At 43.7% G+C, this 22723-nt stretch carries 12 protein-coding genes and 1 tRNA gene; 4 read left to right on the top strand and 9 right to left on the bottom strand.

Annotation, left to right across the window (positions count from 1 at the left end; genetic code table 11):
- Positions 1-44 precede the first annotated feature (44 nt).
- On the bottom strand, positions 45-647 hold the full coding sequence (locus ACGHVY_RS24590) for a TlpA family protein disulfide reductase (RefSeq protein WP_308745868.1): 603 nt from the start codon (positions 645-647) through the stop codon (positions 45-47).
- A gap of 102 nt (positions 648-749) precedes the next feature.
- Between ACGHVY_RS24590 and ACGHVY_RS24595 the strand changes: the two genes are divergently transcribed.
- Positions 750-823: transfer RNA gene (locus ACGHVY_RS24595), tRNA-Thr, on the top strand.
- Positions 824-1039: 216 nt separating this feature from the next.
- Here the strand turns inward: ACGHVY_RS24595 and rhaM are convergent.
- From rhaM to ACGHVY_RS24610, 3 genes are read right to left on the bottom strand one after another with little or no spacing between them, the layout of a single operon-like run.
- Positions 1040-1354 (bottom strand): L-rhamnose mutarotase, encoded by a 315-nt coding sequence (gene rhaM / locus ACGHVY_RS24600; RefSeq protein WP_390602114.1) that lies wholly within the window; start codon positions 1352-1354, stop codon positions 1040-1042.
- Between the two features lie 25 nt (positions 1355-1379).
- Positions 1380-2786 (bottom strand): glycoside hydrolase family 105 protein, encoded by a 1407-nt coding sequence (locus ACGHVY_RS24605; RefSeq protein WP_390602115.1) that lies wholly within the window; start codon positions 2784-2786, stop codon positions 1380-1382.
- A gap of 3 nt (positions 2787-2789) precedes the next feature.
- The gene (locus ACGHVY_RS24610) at positions 2790-4631 is read right to left on the bottom strand and encodes a rhamnogalacturonan lyase (protein WP_390602116.1); all 1842 of its coding nucleotides are present in this window, start codon (positions 4629-4631) and stop codon (positions 2790-2792) included.
- A gap of 244 nt (positions 4632-4875) precedes the next feature.
- Between ACGHVY_RS24610 and ACGHVY_RS24615 the strand changes: the two genes are divergently transcribed.
- The 3 genes from ACGHVY_RS24615 (at position 4876) to ACGHVY_RS24625 (ending at position 10249) form a co-directional block, all read left to right on the top strand.
- A complete protein-coding gene (locus ACGHVY_RS24615) occupies positions 4876-6018 on the top strand; it encodes a glycoside hydrolase family 88 protein (RefSeq protein WP_390602117.1) in 1143 nt (380 codons plus the stop codon).
- A 123-nt stretch (positions 6019-6141) separates the two neighbouring features.
- Complete coding sequence (locus ACGHVY_RS24620) at positions 6142-7776, top strand: rhamnogalacturonan acetylesterase (RefSeq protein ID WP_390602118.1); 1635 nt, start codon at positions 6142-6144, stop codon at positions 7774-7776.
- A 712-nt stretch (positions 7777-8488) separates the two neighbouring features.
- Complete coding sequence (locus ACGHVY_RS24625) at positions 8489-10249, top strand: ATP-binding protein (RefSeq protein WP_390602119.1); 1761 nt, start codon at positions 8489-8491, stop codon at positions 10247-10249.
- Here the strand turns inward: ACGHVY_RS24625 and ACGHVY_RS24630 are convergent.
- The 5 genes from ACGHVY_RS24630 to ACGHVY_RS24650 all read right to left on the bottom strand — a co-directional run bounded on the left by ACGHVY_RS24630 (position 10230) and on the right by ACGHVY_RS24650 (position 22707).
- Positions 10230-13529 (bottom strand): DUF6250 domain-containing protein, encoded by a 3300-nt coding sequence (locus ACGHVY_RS24630; protein ID WP_390602120.1) that lies wholly within the window; start codon positions 13527-13529, stop codon positions 10230-10232. The genes ACGHVY_RS24625 and ACGHVY_RS24630 overlap by 20 nt on opposite strands.
- A 169-nt stretch (positions 13530-13698) precedes the next feature.
- Positions 13699-15780: a hypothetical protein gene (locus ACGHVY_RS24635; protein ID WP_390602121.1), complete on the bottom strand. Its 2082-nt coding sequence runs from the start codon at positions 15778-15780 to the stop codon at positions 13699-13701.
- Between the two features lie 73 nt (positions 15781-15853).
- A complete protein-coding gene (locus ACGHVY_RS24640; RefSeq protein ID WP_390602122.1) occupies positions 15854-17575 on the bottom strand; it encodes a RagB/SusD family nutrient uptake outer membrane protein in 1722 nt (573 codons plus the stop codon).
- 21 nt (positions 17576-17596) lie between these two features.
- Complete coding sequence (locus tag ACGHVY_RS24645) at positions 17597-20647, bottom strand: SusC/RagA family TonB-linked outer membrane protein (RefSeq protein WP_390602123.1); 3051 nt, start codon at positions 20645-20647, stop codon at positions 17597-17599.
- 47 nt (positions 20648-20694) lie between these two features.
- Positions 20695-22707, bottom strand: a complete 2013-nt coding sequence (locus tag ACGHVY_RS24650) for a RagB/SusD family nutrient uptake outer membrane protein (RefSeq protein ID WP_390602124.1) — start codon at positions 22705-22707, stop codon at positions 20695-20697.
- Positions 22708-22723: the final 16 nt, after the last annotated feature.

Raw genomic sequence — 22723 nt, forward strand, 5'->3', positions numbered from 1 at the left:
TCACTATTTTTATATGGTATAAATCACTAAAGAATAGCTGTATATTACTTCAGCATTTCATCAATCATCTGCACAAGGGAAGCAAACTCTTCCTCATTATACAAACGAGTCAATTTTACGATTTTCCCTTCTTTATCTATCAGCACATTTCTTGTTATGCCGGATTCACGCAAGGCATATTTTGCGAAAATATCAGCTCCCGGATCTAATCCTAACGGATAAGTGACTCCTGTAGATTTGGCAAAAGCAAGCACTTTATCAAGCGGTTCGTCACGGTCAATGCCAATCAATGCAAAATCAGCATTGTCTTTATGTTTCAGCCAAATATCTTTTTCAATAAATGGCATTTCTTTCCTACATACGCCACACCAACTCGCTGTAAACTGCAACATCACCACTTTTCCCCGAAGAGAAGACAAGCTTACCTGTTTACCATCGGTCAAGGTAATCGTGAAATCGGGAGCCGTCTCTCCTACCCGAACAATATATCCTGTACTATCCGCTTCGGCAATCACCGTTTCCGAAGTCACTTCCACGCTATCCGATACTGTTTCAACGCTCGCCGTTCCCTTCTTCTGACCGGAACATGCCAATATACTTATGGCTAAAAATGCCATTCCACACACATTCGTAATTCTCTTTTTCATCTTCTTATAATCATTAATGAGACTACAAATATAAAAAAAGTGCGCGACGTATTTGCATTTTTAGAATAAATTCATACCTTTGCACCCGCAAAAGAAAATAACGCCTCTTTAGCTCAGTTGGCCAGAGCACGTGATTTGTAATCTCGGGGTCGTTGGTTCGAATCCGACAAGAGGCTCACTAATAAAAAAAGCTGTTTATCGATATGGTAAACAGCTTTTTTATTTAATCCTTATGTTCAAGACTTCTGCCTACGGAATACGATATATTCAACTAAATTCCGATATATTTCGATGCAAAGATAGCGAAATGTCCAGGCATAGGGAATTGTAATTCCAATTGTTTAATAAAAACAAGTATTTCCCTAAAATCAATTTAACCTATTACAAAACGCTCAATCCATGTGGAACACTTCCGGCAAAGGAATGGATACCGGCGAATTGTCCGGGTTCACTTCCATGATGTCCGCCATATAATCCCACCATTTCCGTACAATCTCCGTATTGCCCAAGTCCTGCGAACCTGCGTCCCCTTCCGTCTTTTGGAAGGCGAAAAGGATATTCGTCTCCTTGTCCCAATAAATGGAGTAATCCGACACACCGTTCTTGGAAAGCAATACCTTCAGTTCAGGCCAAATGGCGGCATGTCTCTTTTCATATTCGGCTTCGCAGCCGGGTTTCAAATACATTTTAAATGCTTCTCGTTTCATGGCTTTAATCTATATTTAAAGTTAATTACTTAGTGTCTTCCGTATCGACTGCGAAGATAGGAGCCGTTGTCTTTTGTTTTACTTGATAATACTGAACGGCACTGTCGTTCATCTGCGGATACTGGTTCTTCAGCAGGCGAATCATTTCCGCACCTGCCCAAAGCACCGGGCCGTATCCGTGCGCTGCATATACATTGACCGGACGGTAATAATAAAAAGCAGGGTCAAAAGCCATTCCCGTACCTACACAAGTGCCTTCCACCTGACCTTCCGCATTGATTTTCCCGGCTACGGCATGCCAGCCCAGATGAGCGACAGGGCCATAAGCGATTGCATCAATCCAGCCTTTATTTATGGCGTGCGCCAAGCAGTAGACATAAATCGCGGTAGCGGAAGTCTCAAGATAAGAGTCGTTACGGTCGAGCAGTTGATGCCAAAGCCCTTCCCCGCTCTGCAAAGCTGTCACGCCACGCACGTGAGCCCGGAAGTAGTCCATTACTTTCGCACGTTGGGGATGATCTTCCGGCAATACGTCAAGCAGTTCGCAGGCCGTCAGCATCGCCCATCCATTGGCACGTGCCCAGCAGAAAGCAGGATGGTCGGTGCTGCTTTCCACCCAACCGTGGCGATACAGTCCTTTTTCGGGAATAAACATACGGTCGGCAAATTGCAGGAATTGTCTTACCGCTTCTGCAAGGTATTTCTCCTTCTGAGCCTTAGCATAGCAACTCATCTGCGCTACTGCGGGGATTCCCATAAACATATCATCCAGCCAGAGCGTATTATGCTGTGGGCGATTGCGGGCAAAGGTTCCGTCTGCCAGGCGGTATTCTTTATTAATTATAAAATCGAAATAATTGTCAATCAATCCGTCCACAGGAAGCGATTGGTCTTTCAGGCGGACTTTTATCATGGCAGCACATACCGCTCCTGCATCATCCAACGCGTGAGGAGTCAGTATTTGCAGCAGTTGAGGGTCAGTTGTCCCTTTCTCCCGGTACACTCGTTTGAAATGCGGAGCTACTTCCGCCAGAAACCGGAAACGGTTCTGTACATAGTTCATATAACGCTGGTCACCGGTAGCTTCGGTTGCCGCTATCAAGGCGGAATAGGTCACTCCCCATTCGTAGCTTGCCAAACGGAACGCGCCGCGTTCCAATTGTGCTTCCTCTCCCATTGCGGTGTAATCGGTAATCTGTTTGCCTGTGTTCTTGTCTACTACACGGGCGGGAGTTTCCTTATCTATATAGGCAAACACACGGTCTACGTCTTTCTTCACTTGTTCAGGAGTCAAATCACCGTAAGTACCCTGATAAGCAGGCTGCAGCAAATGTAAAGGTGTATTGGAATCATTTACTACTGTTTTCTTTTTCTGTGCACTGACAGGCAAGGCTATCAGTAATGAAGCAATGGCTATGATACGAATATTCATCTTTTATTTTTTAGGTATTTTACATCCTCTGAATACGGTACCTTTTAATTCGGGACCGAAGTAGAATCCGGGTTGCGTAGGCTGGTTATAAGCGACATTTTGGGTTACAATGCTGATACGGTACACCGGATCTTCCAGGAAAGTATGAAAGCGGTAGTCTGTGGGAATGGTAGAAACGTAAAGCCGTAAAGCCGTATTATCGGCTGTGCGCATCAACACTTCTTCGCGCCAGTCGCCGATAATGTCGCCTTGCAGGCAAGGAGTCGCTTTCGTTCCGTTATTGGAGAGAGCGCCCTCGAAAATGGCGATGCGTTCGCAGATTCCTTTTTCCCAGTTGTATTTGCTCACGATATTCTTGTCCAGCAGTTCACGCAGCAAATCTCCGTCCCACCAGACAGCCATATTGCAAGATAGTCCTTTCACCTGTTCTTGCACTACTTCGCCTTTCACGCTTCTAATTCCGCCGGAAGCTAAAGACCACATTTCAACACCCGGATAAGTCGGGTCGATATCAGCCGCCATGCAGCGTCCGACATCGGTATTGCTCTTTATCTGAAACAAGACTTCTCCGGTTGCCGCATCCCTGTATGTACTTCCGTCGCGTTTGTTCTCGTGGCAATCCCATACTTGCAGACCTTTGCGTGAAGGGTCGAAATGAGTCAGATGAATGGCGTCTCCATGTCCCATTTTGGTAGAATAAAGCCCTTTACCATCATGGTCGATAGCACATGAGCCATAAATTATCTCATCGCATCCGTCACCGTCCACGTCGCCTACCCGCAAGTTATGGTTTCCTTGTCCGGCATAGTCTTCGCATCCAAGGGTATTACTGTCGAATACCCAACGCTGTTTCAGTTCTTTCCCGTCCCAGTCAAAAGCAGCCAGAACAGTACGGGTATAATAGCCGCGGCACATCACGACACTCGGATGAACTCCGTCAAGATAAGCCACGCAAGCCAGAAAACGGTCACTGCGGTTTGCACGGTTATCCCCCCAGTCCATTAAATTGCCGCGTTCGGGAATATAATCAATCGTTTTCATGGCTGCTCCAGTCAGTCCGTTAAAGACGGTAAGATATTCAGGTCCTGTCAGGATACGGCCCTGCGGGTTCCGATAGTCTGCATTGGCGTCTCCAATCATTTTACCTGTTCCATCCACAGTTCCGTCTGCGGTTTTCATCACGACTTCCGCACGACCGTCACCATCCAAGTCATAAACCATAAATTGAGTGTAATGCGCTCCGGCACGTACATTCTTTCCCAGGTCGATACGCCACAAGTGCTGCCCGTTTAGTTTATAACAATCAAAAATCACAGCTCCCGTATAGCCGTCATGCGAATTATCGTGGGCATTGCTCGGATCCCATTTCAGAATAATCTCGTATTCACCGTCACCGTCCACATCACCGATACTTGCATCATTCGGGGCATAGAAGAAACCTTGTCCCGACGGGGTTGCCCCACCTTCCGGGCGATTCAATGGGATATTCAGATAACCTGCCGGAGCACTCGCCGGCAGTTGATAACTGCTTTCAGTCTTCCCTTTGACAGCTTTGACGGTATAAAGGGCGGGGGCTGTTCCTGTATATGTATCTTGGAAGAAAGTAGCCTCCTTCACCGGATGTTTATTTATCTTTTCACCATTTCTATATATATTAAATGATTCATTCATCGGGTCGGAAGAGAGATAACGCCAGGAAACGGCTACGGTAGAAGGATTCTCACGAATGGCAATGACGCCACGTCCCAAATGTTCACGTTTCAACTTCGTCAAGTCGTAGGCCGGCTGGGCTGCCAGAAAAGCAACCGTCAGACACAGGCAAAAAAAGCAGGTTATGTACCTCATAGTTTTATCGATTATCAAATTACCCCACAAATGTAAGGGAAGCGGGCTATTGATAAAATAGAATATCGTACAGAAATATGTAGAAATCATCATAAAGTATACTTTCGAGGCTATTTCTACCTATCTTGTGAACAAAATTAAAGACATATGCACGAAAATCCATTGAAAAAAAGAAGCACGTCCCTTACCTTTGCAATTAGAAATTATTATAAACAGTGAACTAATAAAACAGAACTATTGCACCATGAAGAAATCACTATTCTCATTCTTTACAGTAACACTTCTTTTTTGCCTGACGACCGTAAATCCAGCCGCAGCACAAGAGCTGCCTGCACAAAAGGAGACTTTAGAGACTATTATAAAGGTAAACGACTACTTTATGAAAAAGTACGCCGATTATACCATTCCCAGTTTTTACGGTCGTGTGCGTCCCAGCAACATATGGACTCGCGGCGTATATTACGAAGGACTGATGTCTTTATATAGCATTTACCCGCGCGAAGATTATTATCGCTACGCCTACGACTGGGCGGACTTCCACAAATGGGGAATGCGCAACGGCAACACCACCCGCAACGCCGACGACCACTGTTGCGGACAAACTTATATCGACCTATATAATATATGTCCGTCCGACCCGAACATGATTCGGAATATCAAGGCGAGCATCGACATGGTGGTGAACACTCCGCAAGTAAACGACTGGTGGTGGATTGACGCCGTACAAATGGCAATGCCTATCTTCGCCAAGTTCGGCAAAATGACCGGAGAGCAGAAGTACTACGACAAGATGTGGGATATGTACTATTATACACGCAGCCAGCATGACGAGACGGGTATGTTCAACCAGAAAGACGGTTTGTGGTGGCGCGACCAGGATTTTAATCCGCCGTATAAGGAACCGAACGGCGAAGATTGCTACTGGAGCCGTGGAAACGGCTGGGTATATGCCGCTTTAGTACGTGTACTGGATGAAATTCCTGCTGACGAGAAACACCGTCAGGACTATATCAACGACTTTCTGGCCATGAGCAAGGCATTGAAAAAGTGCCAGCGCGAAGACGGCTTCTGGAATGTCAGCCTTCATGCCCCTACGAACTTTGGCGGGAAAGAGACTTCCGGCACGGCACTGTTTGTGTACGGAATGGTTTGGGGAGTTCGCAACGGACTGCTCGACCGCAAGGAATATCTCCCGATTGCTTTAAAGGCATGGAATGCAATGGTGAAAGATGCTGTTCATCCGAACGGTTTCCTGGGATATGTACAAGGTACGGGTAAGGAGCCCAAAGACGGCCAACCGGTTACTTATAAGAGTGTTCCCGATTTTGAAGATTACGGAGTAGGTTGCTTCCTGCTTGCCGGAACGGAGATTTATAAATTAAAATAAAGATAGTTTTCGATAAGGTTAAGAATAATCACCCATTAGGTTTAAGTAGAGGTTAGTTTGTAGTTAGCTCCCTCACTGACAGGTTTCGGACAGGTCAGTGAGGGATTTCAAAGAAAACAGAAAATGAAAAACAAGTTGTTTCAGTATGTATGCGGACTGATAATCATCGCATGCAGTCTGCAAATGCAGGCACAGAATAAGGTAGCTGCTCCTATGAAAGATGTCAACCAAGTGATTGACAATACGCTGGATAGCCTGAACAAAGCACGTACGTCAAGACCGGAAGCGGGTTCGAGCCGTAAGGGCAATAACCCTGTATTGTTCTTGGTGGGAAACTCCACCATGCGCACCGGAACTTTGGGAAACGGCAACAACGGTCAATGGGGCTGGGGATACTATGCAGGCGAATCTTTCGATTCCGACCGGATTACAGTAGAGAATCACGCGTTGGGCGGAACCAGCAGCCGCACTTTCTACAACCGTCTTTGGCCGGATGTAATCAAGGGTGTGCGCCCCGGTGACTGGGTAATCATCGAACTGGGACACAACGACAACGGTCCTTATGACAGCGGACGTGCCCGTGCCTCTATTCCGGGAATCGGCAACGATACGCTGAACGTGACAATCAAAGAAACCGGAGTCAAAGAAACCGTATATACTTACGGCGAATATATGCGCCGTTTCATCCGTGACGTAAAGGAGAAAGGCGCACATCCTATCCTGTTCTCTCTCACTCCCCGCAATGCCTGGGAAGATAAGGACAGCACCATTGTCAAACGTGTCAACAAGACTTTCGGATTATGGGCGAAGCAGGTGGCGGAACAACAGAATGTCCCTTTCATAGATTTGAATGATATCACTGCCCGCAAGTTCGAGAAGTTCGGCAAGGATAAGGTGAAATATATGTTCTATATCGACCGAATTCACACCAGCGCTTTCGGCGCCAAAGTAAACGCCGAGTCTGCTGCTGAAGGAATACGTACGTATAAAGGACTGGAATTAGCCAATTATCTGAAACCTGTCGAACAGGATACCGTGACAGGTTCCAGCCGCAAGGAAGGACGTCCGGTATTGTTCACTATCGGTGACAGCACGGTCAGAAATGAAGATAAAGACAAGAACGGTATGTGGGGCTGGGGAAGCGTAATAGCTGACGAGTTCAACTTGGATAAGATTTCCGTAGAAAATCGTGCGATGGCAGGACGTAGTGCACGTACTTATCTGGATGAAGGTCGTTGGGATAAAGTATATAATGCCCTGCAACCGGGAGATTTCGTACTTATTCAGTTCGGTCACAACGACGCTGGAGCTATAAATACGGGAAAAGCCCGTGCCGAATTACCCGGATCGGGAGATGAAAGTAAAGTCTTCCTTATGGAAAAGACAGGCAAATACCAAGTTGTTTATACTTTCGGCTGGTATCTCCGTAAGTTTATCAGGGACGTTCAAGAAAAAGGGGCAACTCCCATTGTGTTGAGCCATACTCCACGCAACAAATGGAAAGACGGAAAGATAGAACGCAACACAGAATCTTTCGGCAAATGGACACGCGAAGCTGCCGAAGCCACCGGAGCTTACTTTATAGACCTGAACAAAATTAGTGCTGATAAACTTGAAAAGAAAGGTGTAAAGAAGGCGGCAGCTTACTACAATCACGACCACACGCATACTTCTTTGAAAGGGGCGCATATGAATGCCAAAAGTATTGCGGAAGGGTTGAAAAAGACCGATTGTCCGCTAAAGAGCTATTTAAAATAATACTAAAGAGAATCCAATAAAGACAGCAAAGGACAAAGGAGAAATATAGACTATCCGGACTGCTTCGGATAGTCTATATTAAAAAAGGGATATTTAAACAGTGCTGAATGAAGAAAACAACATGCTTGATAAAGAAAAACTCAAAAGCTCCGGCATTTGCCTTTGTACAAATTCACCTTTCTATCCTTTACGGAGTTTACCTAGCAATTAAGATTCATTTTGTCTAATAATAGCTACAAATTGGAATATATTTCAAAATAAATCTTTCATTACAACATCAGTCATCACTTTGTTTTTCCGAGCCAATTAGGGGAAAATCAGCTTTAAAAAACACATCGTTATGTTCCTCACCGATGAAGGACAGGTTCCTCGGTGAGGAAGATAGCGTTCCTCGGTGAGGAACACCCCGTTGGTTTAAACCCAACGAACCCTTTTTCCATTAGAAAAGATGTATATTCTACCTGACATTATTCACTTTTCGCCTACATTCTCGTATATTATTGCATTTATTTATGCACTTTTCTTTCCAGTTCGTCAATTTCGCAACGACTATTTCACGGTCTAATCTTAAAAATGGAACATCGGGATAGGATATATTCACCTTTATTCAAGGGAAAATGAATGACCGTATCTGATATAATACAATCGCAAATCATTGATTTATTCCACGGAATAGATTAACTTTGCCTGTATAAATTAAAAGCCTGCCAATATGAGTCAAGTGAAAGGAATACCATACGGAATATCCGACTTCAACCGGATGCGGAACGAAAACTTCTATTTCGTCGATAAGACCATGTATCTGCCTCTTATCGAGGAAATGCCCAGCTATCTTTTTCTCATTCGTCCGAGACGTTTCGGAAAAAGCCTATTCATAAGCATGATGCGTACTTATTACGACATAATACAGAAGGATAACTTCGACAAGTATTTCGGTGACTTATGGATAGGAAGCCGTCCAACAAAAGGACATAACAGTTTCCAGGTCCTTTTCTTCGACTTCTCAAAAGCAGGCTGTTCACTGCCGGGAGCAGACTTGATGAGTAGCTTTAATGAATATTGCAGTATCATCATCAACCAGTTTGCCCATGAATACGCATCTTATTATGATGAAGATTTCAAGTTAACAGTAGAAAGCATTGAAAGCGCTAAAGCAAAATTATCGTATATCGAAGTAAAGGCTAAAGAAAAAGGATATCCACTCTATCTGATAATCGACGAATATGACAACTTTACCAACGTCATATTGAGTGAACACGGACAGAAAATGTTCCATGACCTGACTCATGCCAGCGGCTTCTACCGTGAATACTTCAAGCAATTCAAAGGTATGTTTGACCGAATTTTCCTAATGGGAGTCAGCCCTATCACACTGGACGATTTGTCTAGCGGGTATAATATTGACTGGAATATATCGACTGACGAAACATTTAATGCAATGATGGGATTCAGCGAATCTGAAGTACGTGAAATGTTCCGTTATTATCAGAATCACGAAATGTTAACAGGAAATATAGATGCAATGATAACAGAGATGAAACCATGGTACGATAACTATTGTTTTGCACGAATGAGTCTAAACGACGACCGAATATTCAACTGTGATATGACTCTCTACTACTTAAGTTCCCAAGTACAAAAGCACCGTCCGCCCGAAAACATGGTAGACAAGAATATCCGTACGGATTACAGTAAACTGAAAATGCTGGCACGCATTGACCACGACAACACCCATGAGGGAAGTCGCATGAGCACTATCGAGGAAATAGCGGCAAAAGGTGAAATACTGGTAGACTTGCATACCTCATTCCCGTCAGAGAAAATAGCAGATATTGAGAACTTCCGAAGCCTGCTCTATTATTATGGCTTACTTACCATGTGCGGCACTCGTGGCGACCGTCTGAAAATGTGCATACCTAATAATTGTGTACGCGAGCAGTACCTTGGATTCTTGCGTGACTACTATCAACAGGCTCATACCTTGAATCTTTCACATCTGAAAGACTTGATAGATGATTTCGCCTTCGACGGTCATTGGAAACCATTCTTCGAAACCATCGCCCGTGCCTATCGGGAGAACTCTTCCATACGTGACGCAATAGAAGGGGAAAGAAACCTGCAAGGTTTCCTGAAAGCCTATCTTGCCATTGCTTCCTATTATCTCGTACAGCCGGAACTGGAAATGAACTATGGTTATTGTGACTTCTTCCTGTTGCCGGACAAAATACGTTATTCCGATATAGAACACAGCTATATTCTGGAACTGAAATACGCTACACGCACGGCTACCGATGCTGAACTTGGAGTTCAGGCAGAAGAAGGAAGGCTGCAACTGTTGCAATACAGTAAGGATAAAGTTGTACAGAAACTGGCAACCGGAACGACACTTCACCTTTTGCTAATTCAGTTCCAAGGTTGGGATATGGTGAAATGTGAAGAAATAAACGCTTCTGCTATTCATCCTTCGGAATAACTTCCTGCATATAAATAGCGTCGAGACTCCAAAGAGCCGCATCATTCGTACTGATACCGTCACATTCGTCCAATGGAACCGGAACTTCCGGTGGAAGTATGGTAGTGATGCGGAAAGGCGGCGCAGGAGTATGCTCCAAACGGGTGAACAACTCCTTCCATGCTTCTTCCGCCATTTGGACATTGCGAGTATAGTAGGCAGCGTAGGCCATCAGGCGGGATACACGAAAACGGCTGTGGCTCAATTCCCATGCCTTCTTCTTATAACGTACCGCATGGTCAAGCCATGCGTCTTTCCATTCGGGCAAGTCAATCATACGCATCATTTCATTCATTACTTCAAATCCGCCCATGATAGTCATCAAATGATTGGTCGTTTCCAGTTTAGGGTCACATTCGGTAGTGATAATACCTGTTGCCGGATCGAATCCGAGTGCTTTCGGTCCGGTAAAAAGACGATTGGGCAGAGCGGATATACTTTTCATTCCTGCGATGATTTTATCACGATACTTTGTATTGCCGGTACGTTCCCATTCTGTCATCCAGTTACCTGCATAAGCCAGCCAATCGGGACCGATACGCAGACGGGCGGGGGAAGTGCAAGGATACTCACTACGAGGTTGAGCCAGACGCATGGGGTCCAGTTCATAAAGCTTATGGTCGGCATCCTTTACTTCGGTCATTAAATCGCCGCAGCGTTCATCCGTAGTAAGATAATAGTAAAAACGATTCCATGCAGCCTGACTGATTCGTGCTTCTTTTGCACCGCATCCCCAATGACTTACGTTATGACGGCTACCCAATCCGGCATTGGGACCGATATGATAGACATCCACTTCACCCGTATGCCGGGTCATGGCTTCTGCCATACGCCAGATATCGGCACGTCCGGTACGCAGAAAATTATACCATAGCCACATATTAGAAGCCAGTTCCGTATTGTCCCAAGCAAATCCACCGACATCATAACGCCAAGTATGCCGAACGGGATCATAAGCATGCATCACATCGCCGTAATTCCAAAAACCATACCATTTATTTTGTTCGATGGCTTTCCGATAGAAATCGATATAGGCATCCAAACGGTCTTCTACGCGAGTACGGAATGGAGTACTACGATCGGGAAGACTCCATATACCGAAAGCTTGGCGGTCATGGAGATAATCGGGAGTTGGCATTAGTAGACTAGGGTTAGAAAACTGTTTGGCGTAATCAGCAAAAGTCCTTTTTCCGGTATAGCCACCTTGTGGAATAAGTGTGAGGGTAGTTGTACGGGCAATGCCATATGGCGTGCTCATACCTTCCTGAACATCTTCATAACTGGCATTCAAGCCATGGGCTACATTATCATAATGCCGTAAATCCATAGGTTCGGAATCCGGGCTCCACAACCACGCAGTAAGGGTAGCTGTCGGAGTACGTGCATTTGAAATTTCAATGGAAGAAGGATAAGATTGCCAGAAATCGTGCATACAAAGTCCTAATCCTCCGGTAATATCTCCGACAAACGTATATCCATTGCTGCGTGTGCCGGAAAAAGTCCCTATCCAGGGATTATCGTCGTTGGCACGTTTGCGGATAGAGAAAGCGTCAACAGAAAGTTGAGACAGGCGGTAATCATTCCATGAAGCCCAATTGTCGAGCAGAGAACGTCCCCTTTCATCAAAAGACTCATAAGGCGGAACACGTTTACCTTCCATTTGCTGCTGTTGCAGCCCCGATGTAAGTACACGACGACCTATTAATGGTTGTATCGGTTCACTCCACACTCCCCCATCGGCACACGAAAAAGCAATATGCCGATTGTATAGGGCTTCGCGCATGGGAATATCAAAACGAATGCCCAGACTACGGATAAAGTCCTTGTTCTGTTCTCCATCGTAAACAAAGCTGTGTACCATTTTTATCTGCTCGCTTCCACCATAAAAATAGAGTCTGATTACAAATGGCAGCCATTCCCGGTTGTCTCCATTCCGGCTTTTATGTACTCCTTCCAGTTTGACAAGTGCACGCACAGAACCGAGACGTTCGACACTGACTGATTTAATTTCTCCTATATAATGAGCAAAAGATAACTGAGATGTGTTATCAAGAAGCGGCTCGTTTTGGGTACTACATATAAGACGTGCTTTCTCACCTACTTTGATTCCTCTATATAGCAGGCTGTCTATCAAGAACTCTCCACTTCGAGGAATAAATGCGGAAAGTACACCTGTTTCTATCCGGATATTTTCCGGCATTGCTGTCACTGAGACAGAAGATGTTCTCTGACAGGTGTCATCCAAACTCTTCGGCTTTGCTGTTTTTTCTGCCTTTTTCGCTTTTACAGCTTTCTCCAATATCAGTTTTTCTGTCCCGGCAGGGATTACCCCGGCAACTCCCTGCCATTTCACAGAACCGTCAGCCCAATAAGCTAATGTCCAGGTATCAATCGGAATATCCTTGTCATCAGCAGTTTTTAACTGCAATGAAGTTTCCGGGAAGATTTCGCCTTCATCAAAAGGTACACCGAAACTTACCGGTTTATCCTGATCGGGAACATCACCAATCCAATGTAACGGCACTACGGAAGTTTGCTGCGGTACACATTCATAGCGGAAATTAGTAATACGGGTACGTGAAAGGGTGGTGCGAAAACCAAACCAGCCTTCTTTCAAGGGTTCGGCGTCGCAGAAATCCACTAGTCGCTCACCATCTATGTAATAACTAACCCTATTATTTTCATTTGTAATCTTGATATGATACCAGTGGTTTGCTTTCAACAAATGACCGGTATCCGTATATTCTTTCAATATAGGCGGACGAAGTCCGGATTCTGTAATCGCAGCCTCATTGCCATCGTAACGGCGAAAGCGTGTTGTGGAGTTATAATTTCCACCGTATCCCATATAATAGAGTTTCAGAGAGTAGCAATTCAAGAAGATTCCATTACGCCATTTCTCACGTTTCCAAATATTATCAGGAGATTTCGGGTCCGAAGCCATCCAAAAACAATTCAGGTCGCTCAGGCGGTCTCCCTCTTTCTCTACAACTACACACGCATCATATTCAATTGTCACCCGTCCGTTCATCTTTTCCTTCCGCCATAAAGTCAGTCCTTTGGGAGATACAATTTCAGCAGTATCACCCAGGAATATGACTTTATAATCAGGAGATTCCGATTCCACCTTCCAATATTTATGAAACTGGCGGGCGTTAAGACCGGAGACTTGATTATCTTGGGCTTTTGTATTCGTTCCCCAAATTATAAACAGGAACAAAAGAGAACAAAGTTTTTTCATATGTAAATCAGCTATCTTATACTGCAAAAATAAAGAGCTCCGACAAATTAAGAAATATAATATCATCCATTTTCCTGTTTATTCGTTCAACGATACAAAAAAACAACCCGATACAATAATCGGATTGTTCTTTCCTGATAAACTGGTATTAAATAAAACAAGATTTCTCTTATTCTTTCGATTCAGATGTTTTCAGAGTTTCAGCACCGACATAATAACCAAGATTAGTACCCTGATTATATCCCATATTTTGCATAGCTTGCGACATATCGTATGTATGGTCTGTCATCAGATGCGGAAGACGATGGGCAGTGGGATGATTGGTAGAGAAAATATAAATGGATTTGCCATCTTCCGACCCCATAATCACCTCTTCACGATAATCTCCCAAGAAGTCACCATAGTAACAAGGATTGTATTTTGTACCATGGTTTCCTTGACTACTGCCATAGCCGACACTAAAATTCACCAAACGCTGACGATTTAATAATGAATTATTCTTATAACTCAACACCAACGCACGGTCTAACATTTCACGCGTCCCTTCTCCCGACCAATAGATAGCTACATTATAACACACACCGCCACCTATGCCCGTTGGATAATTTGTGTTAACAACCTGACCTGTGCTACAAGAATACATGCCGGATTGTACTGACGACCAGTACTCAAAACCCGGATTTTCCGGATCAACATCCGCCACAATACAACGTCCAACATCCCCGCTCATTCCGGGTGCATGTCCATTTATTAATGAACCGTCTCTGGCATCAATCACTTGACATCCGTAACCATGTCCTATATTCATATACGTTTCTTGTTCTTCAAACGAAGCTACAATCTGTAATCCCGGACGGTCTTGAATAAATTTGCCTACATGCAGAATATCGCCATGGCCATTGCCTGAACACCATAATTCACTACCATCATCATCAATAGCCGCTGAACCATATAAGATTTCATCCTTGCCATCCCCATCCAAATCTGCCACACGGAAAGCATGTGAACACATTGCCAGCCATTTAGGTGAATGTTCGGCTGTATCAAATTTCCAGCGTGTCTCCAATTTATTACCTTTCAAGTCGAGAGCCCATACCTGCCAATTCTTATAAATACCACGACTGATAATCAAACTTGGATTACTCTTTCTTACTCCGGTCGCTTCATCCGGAATACCATCAAGATAGGCAACACCAATAAAGAAACGGTCCATACGGTTACCATAATCATCCCCCCAATAATCGCACCAATATTTAGCACGACTTTTTTTAGAACCTTCACCGCCTCTTGGAATATTATCTACACGGGTTATTTCACGCCCATCCAATCCCCTACAAATAGAAATATATTCAGGTCCTTCCAACACCAGCCCACAAATAGTAGGTAAAGCAGCACCGGAAAACCATCCCTTACCACCTTCTTCACGACAACGATAGTCATTCACAAATCCATTCGCCCCAAGAATCGTTTTGCCATCACCAAACTTCGTACCTTCCGACGAACGGAAAGCAATCTCGCATCGGCCGTCTCCATCAAAATCATACAAAACGTACGAGGTATAGTGAGAACCAGAACGGATATTAATACCCATATCTATCTGCCATAAAAACGAACCATCCATTTTATAAGCCTCCAACAAGGTAGTCCCATTCTTCCATTCACCTTGGTTCGCACCATCATAAGGCTCTCTCTTTACCACAATCTCCAGTTCACCATCACCATCCAAATCACCCACCTGAATATCATCCGGCGAATAAGTCAAGGAAGCATCAGGCACATTCATATTTAACCGAATCTCATGATAAAACTTTTCAGCCATAACAGATGTAAACTGATAATCGCAAAGTGTTTCTGCAGTTCCAGCCAAAGTCACACGATAAGTATTATTCTTGCTCACGTCAATCGTCTCGTCCGACCAACAAGTTGCATTTACAATAGGACTCTCATTTAATTTTTGTTCTGCTCCGCCATCTTCCGACTTGTATATATCAAAAGCTACATTCGCCGGATCTGTCTTTAGCAACCGCCAGCTTACCAAAGCAGATGATATGCCGGTAGTTGCATTTACATCGTCTCCTGAAATAGGATCATAACTCACCCACATAGCACGATTGCCTGTAACCACCTCAACCGGCGGCAAAGGCGGAAGTTCTTCTTCTTCCCCCACCGATGGAACCACCGCCTCATCATCTGAACAAGCTCCTGCCATCAACAGACAAAACACCCATAATAACAGATTATATTTTTTCATATTTCCAAATCTTTATTTTAATAATAAATTCAAAACTCCTCTTCCGTTTCCGTTCTTTCCGGATACCCGGGATTTACCATCCCGGGTTCTGTTCCAAATTCGGATTCTTAGAACGTTCACTCTGCGGAATGGGAAAGAAATACATCTTATCATCCCACATTCTCATCTTTGTCTTACGTTCGTAAGCGTAAGTACCATCATCATTTTTTGTAATTTTCATTTCAACAATATTGTTGAAATGCTTGTCACCTTCTTTCCAACGCCGTACATCCCAAAAGCGATGTCCTTCGAAGGCTAATTCTACCATACGCTCATTCTGGTATTTTTTCCAAAAAGCGTCATTACTCATATTAGTAGGGAATCCGGGCATTTCGGCACGAGTACGAACTACTTTGATAGCATCCACAGCCGAAGTCGTAAATTCACTATCCGTCGCATACGGACTACCCAAATATTTATATACAGCTTCTGCATAATTCAAGTAGAACTCTCCAAAACGGAACGTAATCCATGAATGATAGGTCTTTGAAGCTGTGCCCGCACGTAAATCCACTGCCGTCTGACAATACTTTTTCAGATAATAGCCTGTCGGAGTACCGCCACTCAAAGGTTCCGCATTTAACCCACCCTGATAGGTTTGCAGAGGAACAGTATTCCAGTTAGGCCACTTTTCGTCTCCATTCTTGGCAATAGTCAGATAAAAACGAGGGTCGCGGTTGGTATAATAAGGATTAGCAGGATCGTAGTTATCCAACTCATCCGGACGCATCCCTGTATCCTTCATCTCATACGCATCTACCAATGTCTGTGTGGGACAGTTGCCACCTTTACAATTTTCCAACCCTACCGGGAAGTTATATCCCTCAAAAGAATTAGTGGTAGTAGTGGCACGACGGAGAAAAATCAATTCACTAGTAGCATCATTATAACTATCCTTACTCCAAAGTGATGAATAATCATCCACCAACAGTTTAGCTTTTTCAGCAAATCCATTACTGTCATCCAAAATTTCCTTATTGGCTTTAGCTGCACGATACCACAGCTCTTTATTATCAGTCGGGTTAAACAAAGGACTTGCCGCATACAATGCTGCACGAGCCTTCAAGGCTAATACTGTTTTACGGTTGGCACGTCCTGTTTCCGCCGGACTGCTGGGCAATGCCATATCTCCCAATTTACTGTAATCGACAATAATCTTATCTTTTATATCATCACATTCAGCTATGATATAATCAAAAATCTCCTGTGCCGGTCTGCGCGATAACGTGTTCGATTCTTCGGCTGTTAACATATGGTCGCTAAAAGGCACATCCCCATATTGCCGTACCAAATTAAAGTAAAAATACGCCCGAAGGAAACGTACTTCATACTGATAATTATTATAACGGAACATCTGTTGTGCATAATCACTGTTCAAAGCCAACTCGGGAAATGTCAGTCCGGTAAACTTCTCCAGATATAAATTACAATTGGCTATCCCTTCATAACAGGACGTCCACATGCTACTTTTAGCATTCGACGGACTCCAAGAACCATTATAAAAGTCTTCAATCTGATTTCCCGAATAAGCATATTCGGACTCATCAGTAGCAGAACCAAGAATTGCCCCGCTATAATTTCCAAAGTCCACATCCATGGACAAATAGATATTTGTTATCAACCCTCCTACATTACCGAAGTTGAGTTTTACAAAATCCTCATCATAGTTATTGTACTCATGATATTCCATCTTATCTGAGCAGGAACCGAGTGTGGCTACACACATCATTCCGTAGATAATGTTTTTCAGTTTCATTCTTTCGCTTTGTTTTTATGATTAAAAACCAATCGTAACACCGACTACCACACTCTTATTCAGCGGAGTCGCTACACCATAACATTCCGGATCTGCCACATCAATATGATCTGAACAGAACAAGTCCGTTCCTCTGACATACAACTTGGCACTTCCCAGTATCTTAGTCTTCTTCATCAATTCTTTTGGAAATCTGTAATACACCTCCGCATTACGTAACTTCAAGAATGACCGGTCTGCCAACCAAACGGTATTAGTCTGGTTATTATTAGCATTACTCTGTGAACTCAACCGAGGATATTTGGCATTTTGATTTTCCGGTGTCCAACGATTCTCATAATAATGAGTGGAAAGTGTCGTGTTATTTATCAACGGCCAAAACATACTCTTCGTATTCAGTACAGCAGAATAGTTACCTGTTCCCTGGAACATTACATCCACTCCAATCCCTTTCCATTCAGCTCCCAAATGGAAAGAATAATAAATCTCCGGAGCTATCGTGCTATAACCGATAGCAGTTCTATCATTGGCATCAATGATTTTGTCTCCATTCACATCTTTATATTTTATGTCTCCCGGCACTACCGTACTAAAGTTTTGTGTAAGGCTGTTTGCTATATCTTCTTTATCTTTGAAGAAACCTTCAGCTATCATTCCATACACTTGTCCCAACCTATTTCCTGTTTGCACAAGATTATTATATAAACGCGGTTCTTCCAATTGTTCCTTAATTTCATTCTTATTCCAAGCAAAATTACCGCCAAGGTTGAACACGAAATCTCCTAATCGTTTCGTATAGTTAAGTCCCAGTTCCATACCATAGCTATCAACGATTCCGGCATTTTCGAATGGAGCGTCTACTCCCAACACATCAGTATATTTACCTTCGGAAGATACCCAAATATCTTTTCTCCGTTGATAATAGCCTTCTGCCGTCAAGTCCAATCCGTTGAACAACACAGCATCAATACCAACATTGTATTTATACGCTTTCTCATGTGTCGAATTAGCAGTTGCCAAGCGACCAATAATAGTACTTCCGAATTCAGAGTCGTAACTACTGTTAAACTTATATTGTGTACCGGTAGTAGTATAAATCTGGTCCCAATAGTCATATACGGTAGTACTTCCGTCTTTAGGCAGATAATCAACATTAATCACACCAAACGAAGCCCGCAGTTTCAGGAAGTTCACCCAAGACACGTCTTTCAACCATTTTTCTTCTGAAAGCACCCAAGCAGCAGAAACAGTGGGAGAAAAAGCCCATTTATGCCCCGGTGCCAATAAACTGGAAGCCGAACCCACTAATGCCAAATCCAAATAATAGCGATTAGAAAAGCCTACATGGTTATACCAAGAAACATTTTGTCGATAGATAGTAGTATTCAAGCCATAAGAATCACGATATTCATAATCCCATTTCAATTGAGAATACACATCCCATTTCTGAAACGAGCGATTGTAATCAATACTACCTGCAAAGTTAAACTGACGCGCCCAATTGTCAATCCCCGCACCCGAACCCATTTCACTGGATTCACCACCGGAAATGGCAGTATAAAACGGACCGTTATTTGTCCAACTTGTTGCATAACCGGCATAAGTATAAGTCTTGCTATGATCTTCCAAAATATTGGAATAGTTGTCATAAGCTAAACGAAAATTAGCTCCCAATCCTTTCAGTAAACCAGACAAATCTTGTGACAAAGTAAGATCGGCAAACAAACTACGAGAGTGTCCTTTTGAATAAGAAGCCCCCTGCGATTGTGCGACAGGATTCAACGTCCCTGCCCAAGTAGTACTTCCTCCCCAACTGCCATCTTCCGTACGAACCGGGAAAGCGGCAGAAGGAATCGAATAAATCATATCCCATAAGTTAGCCGAAGCCCCCGGAATCCGGGATTCGGATAATGTACCGAGAAGGTTCAACTTCAATTTGGTAGTTCCCGTTAAATCAATATCCAGATTTGTACGCAAATTAGCACGTGAATACATATTCTGTGTAGAATATCCGTCATTTGCATTCGGGGTTTTGATAAACCCTTTATCTGTTAATAAATTCGCCATAGTATAGTAGCGGAACTTTGTTCCTCCCCCACGGAACTCAATCGTATATTTATTAGAAACCCCTCTGTCTTTAAAGGTTTCATCAATCCAGTTCACATTAGGATATAGATAAGGGTACATACGGGAAGCCCCACCATTGCCTGCTCCATTACGGAAAGCGTCGATTTCTTCCGGAGTATACCGATTGCCCAACCCTTCATATCCGCGCGCTTCATTCACTGCAGAAGCATACGTAGCCGCATCTACAAATTCCGGACGACGAGACTGGGTATTAATGATATGATCATACGTAAACGTTATCTCTTTGGTTTTGTATTTACCCCGCTTCGTCGTAATCAGGATAGCACCGTTCACTCCTTTGTATCCGTACAATGCCACGGCTGCGGCATCTTTCAAAATAGACACGGATTCCACCTCTTCCGGACTAACCAGGCTCATGTCTCGTTCCAAACCGTCAACCAGCACAAGCGGCGTGCTGCTTGACAAGCTCTGTAAACCACGCACATAAAACGTAGGATCTGCCGTCAGCCCAGTACTAGCCGCATTCTGCAAAGTAGTAAGACCTAATCCATATCCATATAAAGAGTTGGATATGTTCTGGGAAGACCGCTTATTAAACTCTTCATTATATGTGGTAGAAACAGCCGCCGTCGATTCATGACGATTGAATGTCCGGTTAGCTCCCACATCAATTGTCTGTGCTGCATATCCCATCACAATTGTCATCGGAGCACCAGTCTTTACCGTAACTGTGGTAGAACCTTTGTCAACAGAAACGACACTCAAGCGTTGTCCTTTCTCGACCGCAATTTCAAATTTGCCATCTTTATCAGTTTCAACCCGGGTCTCCACTGCGCCACCTTCCACATTAACGGACGCTCCATAGACTGGGTTTCCCGATTTATCAACAACAATACCTATAATGTTGTTGTCTGTATCCTGCGCTCTGACCGGAATGCTCAAACAAACTAGTAAAGCCAGTATCAGAATCTTATTTTTTCTCATATAAATCAATATTCAAGTATTGTTTTAATCTGTTTCGTTGTCTCACATTACCAACCCGGATTCTGAATCAATCCATATCCTTTGTTGATTTCCGTTTGTGGGAATGGAGAAAGATACCATTTGGAATCAAATCCGTATGTCCACCAACGACGAACCGGTTTAGACAATTCAAACCTTTCATATTCAAATCGAGTAGGTTGCAATGCTCCCTTATTCTTATCTCCTTCATTCCATTTTGTATTACCTGTCATGCGGTTACCGGCATCATCCAAACGATAAGCAAGCAAACCATGCAAACGCTTCTCGAAACGATCGGCACGTTTGTAGCGGATGAGATCAAAGTAACGACTGTCCTCAAGCCCCAATTCACGAACACGTTCACACAGCAATTCTTCCAATAAGGCAGCTTTATCGGAAAGTAAATTCTTATCCGTAACACACTCTGCCAAATCTTTCTTCATTCCCACGCGGGCACGTACTATATTCATCTGGTCAATAGCCCCCCGGTGATCGTTCTTAGCTTGAAGCAAGGCCTCCGCATAAGTCAAATAAATATCAGACAAGCGGAGATAAACCCACTGCGTATACTGACGTTGGTATTCAGTTCCCAAATAATATTTCATATTTTTATAACCGGTCGCATAGTTACCGGATTCAAGTGCCGCATTTTGTCCTTCATCGTATCCTCCTACCCACAATTCATAAGGCAAACCGGACATTGTTCCGGCACTCCAGTCTAACATCTTCGGTAGTCCATTCACCATGCAATGCTCATACAGACGAGGGTCACGGGTTAATACGATTTCCGACAATAGCTGTTCCCCGTTTTTGAATGTTCCGGTCAAGAACATTTCATCCAACCTACCTTCTGTTTGTGTTTTTTCCCAGTCAAACGGAGTACCGTCGGCCCATGGAAACATCTCCACATATTCCTGTGTAGGCGGATATTCAGTACGACAAAGTGACGGAACAGCCCAAGAATGCCACATATAAGAACTTGAGTTGAAAGCATCGGACATATTCGTACGGACAGAATGCAAGATCTCCTTACTGTTCTGACGAATATATCCCATACGATATGCCTGACGATACTGTTCCGGTGTTTCTTCCGAAGCCTTATTCAGGCTATACCCGCCTTGATTCTCCAGTTCTTTAAAGAATGCTTCACAAGCCTTCAAACAGTTATCCCAAAGTTCCGCATGATAGCCACCGTACCATACCAGGCGTTGCTGTTCAGCCTCAGAGTTCCCTCCTGCATACCCGTTGACATCATTAAACAATGGAGAAGCGGCAAATTGCCAGATTTTACATTTCAATGCCATAGCGCCGGCCTTTGTCCAGTGTCCGGCCTTGCTGGCAAGATCGGCATCAGTATAAGCCCACACCAATCCACCGGAATTAATAGCATCATCCAGCATCTTTATCATATAATTAACAGTCTCCTCTACCGTAGCACGAGGTATTTCATAACCTGATTCCGTGCCGGTGAATGAAGCGTATAATAACGGAAGACCTCCATAATGACGGAACATATCAAAATAGCGCGCTGCAATCAGGCATTTAGCCTCTGCCACCAACTGAGTTTTCTCAGCATTATCCATACCCGGCACTCTATCTATGTTTTCCATTAACAACCAACACCAACGCACTACTTCCCATACCATTTCCCGTGTATATGGAAAAATATTACCACGTGTGCCATAGTTGGCATTGAGAGAACCCAAATAATACTGCTGATATACAGTCGCATCACTAAAATAAAGTGACCAGCAATCTGTTAGCGCATCCTTCTTTCCCAAATAAGGACTGGAAGAATCAGGAATATTACCGTTACTATCTGTATTATAAGGTAATCCGTAGTACTGTCTACTATAACAGGTATTTAAAAATTGGCGTGCATATTCAGCGCTGTTGAACACAGTGTCAATAGTAGCGTTTCCACCCGGAGCCTTATCCAGAAAAGAATTTCCGAATTTAATTTCGTCCACACATGAAGTAGAAGCCATACAAACAGCTGCTCCCATCATCACACCGATGAACCATTTATTTTGTAATTTCATTGTATCTTTCCTTTAT

Source organism: Bacteroides sp. f07 (assembly GCF_042854785.1).
Taxonomy (GTDB): domain Bacteria; phylum Bacteroidota; class Bacteroidia; order Bacteroidales; family Bacteroidaceae; genus Bacteroides.